Genomic DNA, 13,944 nt, shown 5'->3' on the forward strand with positions numbered 1-13,944 from the left:
CTGTGCGAGATTTTAGTCCCCAGTCTCTAATTATTATTAATTACCATTTATCCAGATGTAGTTGGTAAAGGTGTTTGTGGTTGAAAACTAGGTTGACTGGGATTTGGTACTTGGGGATTGGTTGAAGGAGTTTGCGGACTTTGGTTAAAGTACTGATAAGTAGTGCTAGAAATTTGTTGAATAATTTTTTGGGCGCGGACATCTCGGCGCGGACGTTGTACCATGACAGCAATCACATAACGTTTACCAGAGGGTAAATTCACTATTCCCACATCAGCCAACATAGAACCTATGTGACCAGTTTTATGAGCGATTTTTGCACCTTCACCAATTCCTTTAGGCAACAGGTTGTCATTTTCTGTTAGTAGCATAATTTCGATCATGCGATCGCGCGAAGCCGCTGACAACAACTCACCGCGCATTACTCGCGCCAGCAAAACTGTTAATTCTTTAGGGCTACTAGTATTCGTTCCTTTCACATCTGGTAAAGGGTTACGCAATGCGGTTGTGGTTAACCCCCATTGTTGAAACCGCTGATTTAAAGCTTCCATTCCACCCAAGCGATCGATCAGCATATTAGTAGCCGTATTATCGCTAATAGTAATCATCCGCGTCACCACATCCGAAGCTTTATATTCAGTGCCCAGTTTCTGACGGCGCAGATTACCACTACCCGAAGCGCGAAACTCTGATTTGAGAATTAATGATTCATCCCATTTAATTTTCCCTGCTTCCACATCTTGCAGAAAAGCAATCAAAATCGGCACTTTAATTGTACTTGCCGCAGCAATAGGATTACTTCCATTCACATCTACATAGCTACTAGTTTCTAAATCAATCACAAAAACCCCAGGTGTAAATAAGGCATTTTCCGAAGCAACAGCTGTAATCTGCGTTTTTAAAGGCGCAATTTCCTGGGTGAGATTGGGAGTGGTGCTACTAATAGGTGTAGAACTTTCCGGGATAGCTGGACTTGCCGAGGTAGCTGGACTTTCTGGAGTAGCTGGAGTAATTACTGTACCAGTAGTTGGCGAAGGTTGTACTGTAGGAGTAGCCCCTGATGGTTTGCGCGTTACAGGGTCTAAAATTGACAACAGCGTACCTACAAACACACCCAAAGCAATTCCCAAAATTAGCAATCTTGCACCATACACCAAAGGTGAAGGTGGCCTTTTTTGGGGGCGGAGTTTACTACGCCCAGAAGGTGAAATAGGACGGGGTGTAGATTTATAACCGTTTTCCTGAAACTCATAACCACCATTGCGAGAGACTGGAGAGTGTCTACCCACAGGTTTAATAAGCTCTAAATTTCTTTCTTGTCGCAGGTTAGGATTATTGTTGTTTCTGGGTTTTAATTCCGTAACAGGGGCGTAGGGAGGCGGCGTAGTCACTGCCACTAAATTACCTCGACCTTTCTGGGCTTTTCTAGTGGACGATTTGGTTTTTTGACCAAGTAGTTTCTCCCACCAGTTGCGATTTTCGGCAGAGGTAGACCTTTGTCTTGGTTGATTTGGTCGCAGTTCCTTTGCCGATTGGTTTTCCAGCATTTGTCTATCACCAGATGACCCAGACCGCTTGCTTGGTGTCTTGGTTGACTGTTGCTGCCGTTGTGGTGCTTGCTGTTGTTTTGTTTGCTGTCGCCGTTGGCGGCGCTTAGGGCCTTTATCGAACGCTGCCACTAATGACACCTCTTAAAGTATTCCACCAAGAACAAGAAAATGCAGGCGATCGCTCCCACTATACAAACTCTTTGGGAATGATGCTACCGAAAATCAATACAAACGAAATTTACACCAAAATTGCACCCTCTCGATAAGAATAATTACCGATTTTTAGAACAAAGGCAGAAGGGCAGAAGGCAGAAGGCAGAAGGCAGAAGGTAAAAATTCCCCTTGTCCCCTTGTCCCCCCATCTCCCCTGCCTAATGAAGATTTGACAAAGCCCATTCCATTTGGCTGAGGATGCCTTTAAGCATTGCTACTTCGTTGGCAGATGGTTGGGCGCGGTTGAATAGTAGGCGGAATTTTGTCATTCGACTGTCTACGGTGTGAGGGTAAAGATAGCCAATTTTTAAGAGTAAGGTTTCTAATTGTTGATAGTAGTGCTCTAAAGCATCTATTGCAGCGGCTGTGTCTACGTCTGCTTTTTCCTCTAACTGTGCTACTTCTGGGTTTTCTAAACAGTTTTGGTAAAGCTCGTAACAGCAAACTGCTACTGCTTGTGCCAAGTTTAATGAGGGATAGGCTGGACTGGAAGGAATTTGCACGAATCTTTGAGCGTATTTTAAATCTTCGTTGGATAAGCCTTTGTCTTCGGGGCCAAAAATTAAGGCGGATGAATCTCCGCCGAATAACCAGGGTAAGGCTGTCCGGGGGTTTTCTGGTACGACGGATAAGTGACGGGAACGGGCAGATGTGGCGATCGCTCTTTGGCAACCTACCAATGCTTCTGGTATGCTCTCAACTATCCCCGCCCTTTCCAAAACATCAAGGGCGTGCACTGCCATTTTCCGCGCTTCTTCTCCCAAATGATCGCATTGCGGTTCTACCAGTATCAACTCAGTTAGCCCCATGTTTTTCATTACACGGGCAACTGAACCCACGTTTAAAGCTCCCAAAGGTCTAACTAACACTATTTTGATTCGGGCTAAGACTGTTTCATCCATATTCAATGCTGGGGATGACAGGCATCTTGCCTGTCCTACAGGACTGGAATTCCTTACAATTAACAAGAGCTATGTATTATAAAACATCGTTTAATTGATTATGGCGAGGCAGCGTTCTAAATCTGACTTACCAACGAAAATTTGTCCAGTCTGTCAACGACCTTTTGCTTGGCGTAAAAAATGGGCCGATTGCTGGGATGATGTGAAGTATTGCTCCGAACGTTGTCGTCGTCGTCGTGTACAAGCTTCTAGTTAACGGAAGTTGCTAGTTACAGATATATCGGTTTGATCCCCCATTATCCCCCTTAATAAGGTTGACTTTGAATCCGGTTCCCCCCTTATTAAGGGGGGTTAGGGGGGATCAAAACGCTTAAACTCATAACTAGCAACTTGAATTAGTTAGGAAGATTGAACCACAGAGGCACAGAGGAAGAATTTAGAGAGGTTAATTGTAATGTCAGCACAGCAGGTGCAACCTAAAGTTATTATTCATGGCGGTGCCGGAAGTTCTCTCAAAGGTAAGGGAGGAGTTGAGATTGTCCGCAAGTCTCTTTATAAGGTATTAGAGGAAGTTTACCCGATGCTGTTGGGTGGCGCAAGTGCTACCGCAGCTGTAGTTCGCGGGTGTCGTTTGTTGGAAGATGACCCCCGGTTTAATGCTGGTACGGGTTCGGTGTTACAGTCAGATGGTCAAATTCGCATGAGTGCGTCTTTGATGAATGGGGCAATGCAGCGTTTTAGTGGTGTGATTAATGTTTCTCGTGTGCAAAACCCTGTTTTATTGGCTGAGTCTTTACAAGCTTCTGACGATCGAGTACTCTCGGATTTTGGTTCGGCAGAACTTTTGCGAGAGTTGCAACTTCCAATTTATAACCCTTTGACTGATATCCGTTTACAAGAGTGGATGCAGGAACGGGATGAGAATTTTGTTAAGGAAGCGGCGGGAGTTGTGGCGGAAAAGGCTTTAGTTGAAAGTGAAGCTAGACGCGGAACTATTGGAGTGGTAGCTATTGATAGTGAAGGAAATATAGCTGCGGGAACTTCTACTGGTGGTAAGGGTTTTGAACGTATCGGTAGAGTCAGTGATTCGGCTATGCCTGCGGGTAATTATGCCACAAGGCAAGCGGCTATTAGTTGCACTGGTATTGGTGAAGATATTATTGACGAATGTTTGGCGGCAAAAATTGTAATTCGGGTAACTGATGGTTTGTCTTTGCTTCAGGCGTTTGAGAAGTCTTTTGCTGAAGGTGTAAAGAATAAGCGGGATTTTGGGGCGATCGGGATCGATCGCACTGGTACAATAGCCTGGGGCAAAACTAGCGAAGTCCTCCTAGCTGCTTATCACACTGGCGAAAGAATTGGTGATACTTTGGAATGGTCTGGAACTAATCTGACAGATTCTATTTCCTAATTTTAATCAATTAACTAATTAATTAACAAATGGTGGGTAATGCCCACTTTTTTTTGTTTAAAACAAGTTTGTAGTAGCGACTTTAGTCGTACATCCCTCAGATTAAAGGACTAAAGTCCACACAACGAACAACTACGTTTGCATCAACTACAATTTTTGTCAACGATTTCTATCCTCTCGTAACAGTTCCACACTATCACTAAATATTTTACCTACATGGCGTTGCCGAGCTTCATCAATTTTTGACCAAGCTTGGGAAATGTTAATTTCTCTTTTTTCTACTGCTTCTGTTTCAGCAGCTTGGGCAAGAATAGTTTTAATCTCATCTTCTAAACTGCGGTTATGTTTTTGAGCCAAGTTGCGAATTTTTTCTAAAACATCTGGATTAATATTATCTAGAACTATTTGAGTCATATTACCTCCTAAATAAGCTTTGAGTTTTAAATTTTGAGTGGCAATTAACTATTTTAATTGAAAACTCTGTGAGGGCGGGCTTCCGTGAGCGTCAGCCGAACGGTTTTGTTATTAATTCTTCTGTTGTGACTAAAGACTTATTTGCTAAACCCGCCCCTACAAACTCAAAACTAATTAACTTTTTTCGCTGCCTTCTTGATTAGGTTTTAACCGCCAACCTGGTTTGACTACTTGACGAGAGCGAGCTACTACTAAACTATCATCGGGGACGTTTTCGGTGACAGTTGAACCTGCGGCTATAGTCACATCTGAACCTAAAGTTATCGGGGCAACTAATACGCTGTTGGAACCTGTTTTTGTGCGATCGCCAATTGTAGTTTTATGTTTTTTCACTCCATCATAATTAGCGGTAATTGTTCCGGCACCAATATTCACTCTTTCGCCTAATGTGGCATCTCCTAAATAAGATAAATGCGCGACATTAGTCTTATTTCCCAATTTGGCATTTTTTAGTTCCACAAAATTACCAATTCGACAATTTTCTCCCACATCTACATGACCGCGCAAATGAGCATAAGGGCCAATTCTTGTGCCTGATTGAACTACGCTATCAGAAATTACTGAATAAAGTGCATTGACATTTTCGCCAATTTGACTATTTTCAATTAAACAACCAGGGCCAATTCTACTACCCGTTCCTATAACAGTTTTGCCTCTTAAATGTGTTTGAGGTTCAATAATTACATCGGGCTGTATTTCTACAGTGTCATCAATTGTTGTGCTATCAGGATCTATGAAAGTTACTCCAGCAGTCATCCAACGATCTTTAACTCTGTCTTGCAAAATTTGATGGACTACTGCTAATTGTTTGCGATCGTTAATACCGATAATTTCCTCATAATCTTCCACATCAACTGCCATAACTGGTTGCAGTGCATTTACGGCATCAGTTAAATAATATTCCTTTTGGTCGTTGTCGGCTTTTAAATTTGGTAATATTTTGGCTAAATCAGGCCAGTGGAAACAGTAAACTCCAGCATTAATGCGTTTATTTTGCTTTTGTGCTGCGGAGCAATCTCGGTCTTCCACTATTTGTTGAATGATGTTTTGACCGTTACAAAATACCCGACCATAGCCTTTGGGATTTGGTAAATGTGCAGTCAACAAAGTAGCGGAGTTTTGGTTTTTTTTGTGAGTTTCGATTAAATGTTTAATTGTTTGAGGGCGCAATAAAGGAACATCACCATTTAAAACTAATAAATCTCCAGAAAAACCCTCTAAATTAGGTAATATTTGTTGGATTGCGTGACCTGTTCCGAGTTGTTCTTTTTGTTCGACAAATTCTAAATCGGGAATATCGTTGAGGGCAGTTTTTACTTTCTCTGCTTCGTAACCAATAATGACGATACGCCTGATGGGATTAATTTCTAGACAACTTTCAATTACTCTTTCTACAAGGGAACGTCCACCCAAGGGATGTAAGACTTTGGGTAGTTGCGATTTCATCCGCGTTCCACGTCCCGCTGCTAAGATTGCTACTGCTACCATTTTTTGAACACAGAGTCTACAAATACCGCAGTATACCCTGCTTCGTACCCACTATGTATATTGAATTACCCAAGGAATTTTTATTCGGAAGGAGAGCTTTTTTTCAGTTGGGTGTAATTAATAAACTCGATAAATTGCTCGACTAAGCGGGGATTCCGCCAACCTTTAGCTGTTTCTTCGCGAATAATTTTTAGAGCTTCTTCGATCGAGAATGCTTTTTTATACGGGCGTTCGCTAGTTAAAGCATCGTAAATATCGATGATTTGGAACACCTGTGCTAGATAAGGAATTTCTTTTCCACATAACTTGTCTGGGTATCCGCTACCATCCCAACGTTCGTGGTGATGGCGGATTATGGGGAGAACGCCGTGCATAGTTCTCAAAGGTTGGCAAATTTTTTCGCCAATTAGAACGTGCTGATTCATGATTAGCCGTTCATCTTCGGTGAATTGACCTTTTTTGAGTAATACGGCATCGGGAATCCCGACTTTGCCGATGTCGTGGAGATATCCGCCCCACATTAAGTCGCGAATTTCGGAACGAGAAAGTCCCAGGTAGGTTGCGAAGGCTTTGCCCATTGCTGCTAGTCTTTCGCAGTGATCGCCTGTGTTGGGATCGCGGCTTTCAATGGCTCTGGCGATCGAAAATACTACTTGTTCGGCGTGGTCTAAATCTTCGTTTAAGCGTTTTTGCCGGACTAGTGATTTGACACGAGCCGCTAGTTCTAGGCGATCGAATGGTTTGGTGAGAAAGTCGTCTCCTCCGGCTTCTATGCCTCTAATGCGCGATCGACGATCGTTAAGTGCGGTAATAAAAATTACTGGCACTAGTCGAGTCTGTTCGTCTTGTTTTAATTTATGACAAACCTCAAAGCCATCCATTCCTGGCATCATCACATCCAGCAAAATTACATCGGGTTGGTGTTCTACCACTGTAATTAATGCGGCTGGACCATTTTCTGCTTCCAATACTTCGTAGCCTTCCACTGCGAGAAGGGCTGCTGCTGTCATGCGGCTAGCAGCATGATCGTCCACAACCAGGACTTTTGGCTGATCTAAATTGAAGCTATTTCCTGTTGCGGATGAGGTGTCTAGAGCACTGGTTGCACCGAATGAATCAACAGCTATATCAAAACGAGGACTCACGGCCACTTTCGCCTTCCTAAATTTATAAACATTAACCAAAAAGAGATTTTTTATGACGTATTTTCCTGAAAGAGCAAGTTACGATTCATCTACAAGACAACTTCAAGAAGATTTTCTCTTAGATGGGGATCACTATTAATACTAGCTATAACTATAGAAAAATATATTTACCGAATTTTAACAGTGAGACAAAACTTTAGGAACAGTGATTTAAATCACAAATTTTTTGGGTTGGGGATTGCAGGCAGGACGGGTGGTACTAATAGCTTAAGTCATTTGCCAGCGTTTTTTCCACTGGGAGGTGGGTTCTAGGGAGGAAGTTTGTTGTTCTAAGTGGCGACGGTGCAAAATTATATTTGCTTCATCGCATAAATTCGGATCTCGGTAGGGAATGGCGGCACGAGTTTGCAAGTGTTCTTGTTCTTGCAAGGATAGGGGGGGTAAGTCTGTGGCAATAAAGCTGGCGATCGTACCTGGGGAACGCCTACCCACAGGTGTTGTAGCCCCAATTTTTAACCCAGCTGCTAAAAGCGCACTCCTGACAGCAGCAGAACAGGAATAAGTGGCTAGTTTACCTTCTGGCTTCAGATGTTTGGCTACTTTAGCTAAAAATTCTACTGTCCAAAGTTGGGGACAATTGGGTGGAGAAAATGGGTCAAGAAAGATTGAGTCTGCTTGCCAGTTGGAGGGTAGTTGTTGGATAGTGGAACGAGCATCGCCGATCGTTAAAGTAGCTTTTAAGTTTTTGGTTTGGATTTGGCATTGACTTACTAGTTGGCTAAGAATTTGAGGAATAGGCTCAGGCCAATTATTCATCAAGTTATAAGCTTTGGCAGCTGCGGGGACTGTGGCATCTAATTCCAAAGCGAATAGTTCTATCTGACAATTAGGATTGATTTGCCAAATCGCTTTTAGTGCGGCTGCGGTGTTGTACCCTAAACCATAACAAATATCTATTAATTGCAATTTGGGTTTTTCTGCTTGCTTTTGTAATTGTAAAGGTTGGACAAATTTTGATTCGGCTTCTTGAATTGCACCGCTTTGGCTGTGAAAGGTTTCGCCAAATTCAGCGGAAAAAAAGGTATAAGAACCATCATTTGTAAGTTGGGGAAGGAAGAGATTTTGTTCTGACATTGATGATTTTGTGGAAAATAAACAAAAAAGAACTAATATGTAAATAAGTAGATATATCTATTTATTTATTTACAATGTATCAAAGCAAACATAGAATAGTATTGTAATTGTAGATAAAATAAATAACAAAGGTCTTAAAGTATTGGAAATGTTAACTCAACAATAAAAACTATTTTAAACAGAAAGAATTATGTCTGAAGTATGAAAAAAATACATCTTTGGTATGATGTAGTAATAATATAGCTGTGTGTGAGACGTTACGCTGAACAATGTGTTACTGATTAAAAAAACTTTAAGAATTAAACAATGTGGGAAGTAATTAATAATTTCATTTCACCCAGCCAGTTTATTCCTCATGGTCATTGCTATTTGTGGAAACCGCAGCTGGTTGGATTGCACTTAGTTAGCGATTTATTGATAGCGATCGCCTATTTTTCTATTCCATCACTACTAATTTACTTTGTCTATAAACGAAAAGACGTTCCTTTCCTCAAAGTATTTTTGTTATTTGGCGCTTTCATTATTCTTTGTGGTTTAGGTCACTTGCTGGAAGTCTGGACTCTGTGGCATCCTGCTTACTGGCTAACAGGAATAGAAAGTGCTTTAACGGCTTTTGTATCCTGCTATACAGCTTTGCAAATGGTAAATTTATTACCACAATTTTTGGCATTACGAACGCCGGAACAGCTAGAAGCATTGAATGTAGAATTGCAACGAGAAATTATTGAAAGACAAAAGGCAGAGTTTGCTTTGCGTCTGGCTTATGAGGATTTAGAAAATCGGGTTCAAGAAAGAACATTTGAATTAAAAGCTGCTAATCTGGCATTGGAAACAGAAATTAAAGAAAAAACTGCGGCTGAGATAGCTTTACGAGAAAGTGAAACTCGCTTAAATACGAATAAAGACTTTTTAGACCGGGTACTAAACGCATTATCCGATCCGATTTTTGTGAAAGACCAACAACATCGTTGGACAATGGTTAATGATGCGTTTTGCCAGTTAATAGGACAGCCTCGCCAGGAGTTATTAGGAAAGTCAGATTACGATTTTTTACCTCCGGCAGAAGCTACGGTTTTTTGGCAAGATGATGACTTAGTTTTTAGTAGTGAAACTGAGCAGGAAAGGGAAGAAGAGTTAACTGATAATTCAGGAAAGATTCACACTCTTTTAACTAAAAAAATAGCTTTTCGAGATGGCGCAAATGAGCAAGTTTTAGTGGGAATTATTCGTGATATTAGCGATCGCAAACGTACCGAATTAGCTTTACAGCAACAAGCCGCAGCAATGGCAGCAGTGAATGATGGAATAGCAATTGTTGATGCAAAGGATAGGTACGTTTATTTAAATGAAGCTTATGTGCGAATATATGGCTACGAAAATACGGAAGAATTACTGGGGACAAATTGGCGGAATCTTTACCAAAAAGCTGAAATAGAGCAAATTGACAGAGAGTTTGCTAAATGTGGTAATTGTTATTTAGAAGCTACAGGAAGACGCAAAAATGGTAGCTTGTTTCCCCAAGAAAAGAGTATTACGAGAATTGATGAAAATTCATCAGTATGTGTGGTGCGAGATATTAGCGATCGCAAAAAAGTAGAGTCTACTTTGCGAGAGATAGCTAATCGAGAAAGAGCGATCGCCAGAGTAATTCAAAGAATGCGCCAAACCCTTGAAATTAAGCAAATTTTTAGTGCAACTACGCAAGAGTTGCGCCAAGCGGTTGAGTGCGATCGAGTACTTGTCTATCGCTTTAATCCTGATTGGAGTGGAGAACTTGTCGCTGAATCAGTAGCAGAAGGATGGGATTTATTTGTTGAGCAACAATCACAGCAATCAGAATTAACAAAAGTGGCTGTTAGTAAAGAAGAATGCGTCGCCAAAACTTTAAATAGTGGAGATAGCCAAATTCAAGATACTTACTTACAAGAAACCCAAGGTGGAATGTATCGTAGCGGAACTAGTTACCGTTGTGTTACAGATATTTACACCGCTAATTTTGACGATTGCTATCTAGAATTATTAGAAAAATTGCAAGCAAGAGCATATATTATAGTACCGATTTTATGCGGTAATCACTTGTGGGGATTGTTAGCTATTTATCAAAATTCTGCTCCGCGACAATGGCAAGAAACAGAAATTAAAATGGTTGTGCAAATCGGTAATCAACTAGGAGTAGCGTTACAACAAGCCGAATTATTAGCCAAAACTCAACGACAGTCAATTGAACTAATGAGAGCTAAAGAAGCTGCTGATGCTGCTAACCGCGCTAAAAGCGAATTCTTGGCTAATATGAGTCACGAATTACGCACACCATTAAATGCAATTCTTGGCTTTACCCAAGTCATGAATCGTGACAAAAGTTTAGAAACTGAGCATAAAGAATCTCTGGGAATTATCAGCCGTAGTGGAGAACATCTACTGGAATTAATTAACGAAATTCTGGAAATGTCCAAAATTGAAGCAGGAAGAGTGACGCTACATGAAAATGGCTTTGATTTACATTATCTGCTAAATAACTTAGAAGAAATATTTCTGTTAAAAGCAACCTCTAAGAACTTAAAACTTACCTTTGAATGTAAATCAGAAGTACCAAAATACATCAAAACTGATGAAGCTAAACTGCGTCAAGTTTTAATCAATTTGTTGAGTAATGCTATTAAATTTACCCAAGTAGGCAGTGTTGCTTTACGAGTAAAAGTCGAAAATAATTCGACTACGCAATTAGAAAATATTCATTTATTATTTGAAGTTTGTGACACAGGCCCAGGTATTGCAGATAATGAATTGGCTCAATTATTTACACCTTTTGCTCAAACTAAAAGTGGTTTAAATTCTGGAACAGGAACAGGTTTAGGCTTATCAATTAGTCAAAGATTTGTGGAATTAATGGGAGGAAAAATTGTTGTTAAAAGTGAAGTAGGCTTGGGCGCAAAATTTAGTTTTAAAATTCCTGTCAAGATTACTCAATTTATTCATAAACCAAAAGTTAGTTTAGCAAAAGCAAAAGTTACGGGAGTAGCGCCAAACCAACCCGATTATCGCATTTTAGTAGTTGAAGATAAATTGAATAATCGATTGTTATTAGTTAAGTTGCTAACTTCTTTAGGTTTTGCAGTGCAGGAAGCTGAAAATGGTCAACAAGCTTTGGCTTTGTGGGAAACTTGGGAACCACATTTAATATTGATGGATATGCGAATGCCTATTATGAATGGCTATGAAGCTACCAAACACATCAAAAATCATTTGAAAGGCCAAGCAACCGTAATTATCGCTATTACTGCTAGTGCTTTTGAAGAGGATCGACAAGTTATTTTATCTACTGGGTGCGATGACTTTGTGCGTAAACCTTTCCAAGAAGAAGAGTTACTAGAAAAATTTGCTCAATATTTGGGTGTAAGATATCTTTATGAAGAAGAAGAAAATCAAGATGCAGTAGTATCAGCTCAACATGACTCTCTAACTTCATACTTACAAATGATGCCGATTGAGTGGGTAGAAAATCTATATCATGCTGCTGCCCAAGGAAGTGATAATTTAATTTTGGAATTAATTAAGCAAATTCCCCAAGAACTATATATTTTGAGTTCTACGTTGAGTAATTTAGTGGAAAACTTCCAGTTTGAGCAAATAATAGAATTAATACAAAAAATTGGCAAAAGTTAAAATAGCAACCAGAGAACCTAAAATGATAGAAAGAATAGTAAAGGTAAATTTCCCTTTTTGGGAAAAAAGGCAATAAGTTATGGATGTCGATACAGGATTGAACGAACAAGCAATAGTAAATCAAAAAGAAGATATATTAATTGTTGACGATACACCAGAGAATTTACGTCTACTTTCATCATTTTTAGTAAAAGAAGGTTATAACGTGCGTAAGGCGCTGACAGGACAAATGGCGCTAACGGCAATGGATACTGTTTTACCAGATTTAATATTGTTGGATATTATGATGCCAGCTATGGATGGTTATCAAGTATGTGAAAAATTAAAATCTAATCCGAAAACTACGGAAATTCCCGTAATTTTTTTAAGTGCTTTGAATGATGCTTTTGATAAGGTAAAAGCTTTTGCGGTAGGTGGCGCTGACTATATTACTAAACCTTTTCAATTTGAAGAAGTTTTAGCAAGAGTTCGCATTCAACTATCCTTAAAAACTGCAAAGTTGCAAAATAAAAAATTGAATGCAGAACTAGAAGCTAGGGTAAAAGAACGTACCTATCAATTACAAGTAGTTATTGAAGAATTAAAACGCGAAATTCAAGAACGGAAGTTGCTACAAACAAAATTGCTTAATATGGCTCTCCATGACTCGCTGACTGGATTACCTAATCGAGCTTTTTTTATGGAACGACTTGTGGAACTGTTAAAAGTTGCTCAGGAAAATACTGATTATCAATTTGCTGTGTTGTTTTTGGATTGCGATCGCTTTAAAGTTATTAATGATTCTCTAGGTCATTTAGTAGGAGATGAACTCTTAATTGCTTTAACTCATCGATTAAAGTCAATTTTAAGTTTAGATAATACGATCGCTCGATTTGGCGGCGACGAATTTGCTATTCTTCTCCCAGAAATTGATAATATTAACACTGCAATTCAGGTAGCCGATCGAATACTTAAAGCTCTGTCATTCCCCTTTCAATTACAAAGAAACGAAGTTTTTATTAATGCCAGTATTGGTGTTGCTTTAGGTAATTATAGTTACGAACAAGCCGAACATATATTGCGAGATGCTGACACGGCTATGTATCGGGCGAAAATATTAGGAAAAGGACAATATCACGTTTTCGATCCGGCAATGCACGCCGCCGCAATGCAAGCTTTACAGATAGAAAATGACTTGCGAAAAGCCATTCAACAAGAAGAATTTCTGGTGCATTATCAGCCAATAATTTCCCTTATTACAGGCAAAATTACCGGATTTGAAGCCTTAGTTCGCTGGCAACATCCCACTAAAGGAATAATTCCTCCTGGTTTGTTTATTCCTTTAGCTGAAGAAACAGGTTTAATTAACTCAATTGGTAAATTAGTTTTATCAAAAGCCTGTCATCAAATCCAACAATGGTATCAAGATAAACTCACCAATGAATCGATTTGCATGAGTGTTAATATCTCTGCTAGGCAATTTGCTCAATTGGACATAGTAGAACAAATTGACCAAATTGTGACAGAAACGCAAATCAATCCTGAAAATTTAAAATTAGAAATTACAGAAAGTGCATTTATTAATAATGCCCAATCTGCTAAAGCAATTTTACAAGAACTACGTCAAAGAAAAATACAATTAAGTATTGATGATTTCGGCACAGGTTATTCTTCCTTAAGTTACCTCCATAATTTCCCAGTTGATACCCTGAAAGTCGATCGTTCTTTTGTCAGTAAATTAGATGGTACTTCTGAAAGTTTAGGTTTAATTCCTGCTATTAAAAAAATCGCTGAAACTATGAAAATGACTGTAGTGGCGGAAGGAATTGAAACTGAAAAACAACTGGCACAATTGCGCGAATTAAACTGTGAATTTGGACAAGGATACTTTTTTGCTAAACCTTTACCGGAGAAAGATGCAACTGAGTTGCTTGTTGCCTCTCCCAGGTGGTAAGTGGGAGATGGGGGGATGGGGAGATGGGGAG

General features: G+C 39.8%; 11 protein-coding genes. 5 read left to right on the plus strand and 6 right to left on the minus strand.

Annotation, left to right across the window (positions count from 1 at the left end; translation table 11 throughout):
- Nucleotides 1–47: 47 nt before the first annotated feature.
- On the minus strand, nucleotides 48–1,679 hold the full coding sequence (locus IQ264_RS18205) for a serine hydrolase (protein WP_193982221.1): 1,632 nt from the start codon (nucleotides 1,677–1,679) through the stop codon (nucleotides 48–50).
- Between the two features lie 2 nt (nucleotides 1,680–1,681).
- Between IQ264_RS18205 and IQ264_RS33470 the strand changes: the two genes are divergently transcribed.
- Nucleotides 1,682–1,816 (plus strand): hypothetical protein, encoded by a 135-nt coding sequence (locus IQ264_RS33470; protein WP_265583079.1) that lies wholly within the window; start codon nucleotides 1,682–1,684, stop codon nucleotides 1,814–1,816.
- A 105-nt stretch (nucleotides 1,817–1,921) separates the two neighbouring features.
- Here the strand turns inward: IQ264_RS33470 and IQ264_RS18210 are convergent, their stop codons facing one another.
- Nucleotides 1,922–2,665: an RNA methyltransferase gene (locus tag IQ264_RS18210; protein ID WP_193982222.1), complete on the minus strand. Its 744-nt coding sequence runs from the start codon at nucleotides 2,663–2,665 to the stop codon at nucleotides 1,922–1,924.
- Between the two features lie 100 nt (nucleotides 2,666–2,765).
- On the opposite strand from IQ264_RS18210, the gene IQ264_RS18215 reads away from it, so the two are divergent.
- On the plus strand, nucleotides 2,766–2,921 hold the full coding sequence (locus tag IQ264_RS18215) for a DUF2256 domain-containing protein (RefSeq protein WP_193982223.1): 156 nt from the start codon (nucleotides 2,766–2,768) through the stop codon (nucleotides 2,919–2,921).
- A 198-nt stretch (nucleotides 2,922–3,119) separates the two neighbouring features.
- Nucleotides 3,120–4,076 carry an isoaspartyl peptidase/L-asparaginase gene (locus IQ264_RS18220; protein ID WP_193982224.1) on the plus strand — a complete coding sequence of 319 codons (957 nt, stop codon included), beginning with the start codon at nucleotides 3,120–3,122 and terminating at the stop codon, nucleotides 4,074–4,076.
- 159 nt (nucleotides 4,077–4,235) lie between these two features.
- On the opposite strand, the gene IQ264_RS18225 is transcribed toward IQ264_RS18220, so the two are convergent.
- The 4 genes from IQ264_RS18225 to IQ264_RS18240 all read right to left on the minus strand — a co-directional run bounded on the left by IQ264_RS18225 (nucleotide 4,236) and on the right by IQ264_RS18240 (nucleotide 8,317).
- Complete coding sequence (locus IQ264_RS18225) at nucleotides 4,236–4,490, minus strand: FitA-like ribbon-helix-helix domain-containing protein (RefSeq protein WP_193982225.1); 255 nt, start codon at nucleotides 4,488–4,490, stop codon at nucleotides 4,236–4,238.
- Nucleotides 4,491–4,664: 174 nt separating this feature from the next.
- Nucleotides 4,665–6,038 (minus strand): bifunctional UDP-N-acetylglucosamine diphosphorylase/glucosamine-1-phosphate N-acetyltransferase GlmU, encoded by a 1,374-nt coding sequence (gene glmU / locus IQ264_RS18230; protein WP_193982226.1) that lies wholly within the window; start codon nucleotides 6,036–6,038, stop codon nucleotides 4,665–4,667.
- 80 nt (nucleotides 6,039–6,118) lie between these two features.
- Complete coding sequence (locus IQ264_RS18235; RefSeq protein ID WP_322744739.1) at nucleotides 6,119–7,183, minus strand: two-component system response regulator; 1,065 nt, start codon at nucleotides 7,181–7,183, stop codon at nucleotides 6,119–6,121.
- Between the two features lie 267 nt (nucleotides 7,184–7,450).
- Nucleotides 7,451–8,317: a tRNA (5-methylaminomethyl-2-thiouridine)(34)-methyltransferase MnmD gene (locus IQ264_RS18240; RefSeq protein ID WP_193982227.1), complete on the minus strand. Its 867-nt coding sequence runs from the start codon at nucleotides 8,315–8,317 to the stop codon at nucleotides 7,451–7,453.
- 306 nt (nucleotides 8,318–8,623) lie between these two features.
- On the opposite strand from IQ264_RS18240, the gene IQ264_RS18245 reads away from it, so the two are divergent.
- Both IQ264_RS18245 and IQ264_RS18250 read left to right on the plus strand, forming a co-directional pair.
- Nucleotides 8,624–11,980, plus strand: coding sequence for a PAS domain S-box protein (locus IQ264_RS18245; protein WP_193982228.1), 3,357 nt, complete (start codon nucleotides 8,624–8,626; stop codon nucleotides 11,978–11,980).
- A 79-nt stretch (nucleotides 11,981–12,059) separates the two neighbouring features.
- Nucleotides 12,060–13,913, plus strand: a complete 1,854-nt coding sequence (locus tag IQ264_RS18250; protein ID WP_193982229.1) for a GGDEF domain-containing response regulator — start codon at nucleotides 12,060–12,062, stop codon at nucleotides 13,911–13,913.
- Nucleotides 13,914–13,944 lie beyond the last annotated feature (31 nt).

The organism is [Phormidium] sp. LEGE 05292 (genome assembly GCF_015207735.1).
Lineage (GTDB): Bacteria > Cyanobacteriota > Cyanobacteriia > Cyanobacteriales > Aerosakkonemataceae > Floridanema.

Coding starts and splice junctions, on each gene's coding strand:
- IQ264_RS18220 (WP_193982224.1), top strand. CDS start 3,120: ATGTCAGCACAGCAGGTGCAACCTAAAGTTATTATTCATGGCGGTGCC.
- IQ264_RS33470 (WP_265583079.1), top strand. CDS start 1,682: ATGACACCTCTTAAAGTATTCCACCAAGAACAAGAAAATGCAGGCGAT.
- glmU (WP_193982226.1), bottom strand. CDS start 6,038: ATGGTAGCAGTAGCAATCTTAGCAGCGGGACGTGGAACGCGGATGAAA.
- IQ264_RS18210 (WP_193982222.1), bottom strand. CDS start 2,665: ATGGATGAAACAGTCTTAGCCCGAATCAAAATAGTGTTAGTTAGACCT.
- IQ264_RS18215 (WP_193982223.1), top strand. CDS start 2,766: ATGGCGAGGCAGCGTTCTAAATCTGACTTACCAACGAAAATTTGTCCA.
- IQ264_RS18245 (WP_193982228.1), top strand. CDS start 8,624: ATGTGGGAAGTAATTAATAATTTCATTTCACCCAGCCAGTTTATTCCT.
- IQ264_RS18225 (WP_193982225.1), bottom strand. CDS start 4,490: ATGACTCAAATAGTTCTAGATAATATTAATCCAGATGTTTTAGAAAAA.
- IQ264_RS18250 (WP_193982229.1), top strand. CDS start 12,060: ATGGATGTCGATACAGGATTGAACGAACAAGCAATAGTAAATCAAAAA.
- IQ264_RS18240 (WP_193982227.1), bottom strand. CDS start 8,317: ATGTCAGAACAAAATCTCTTCCTTCCCCAACTTACAAATGATGGTTCT.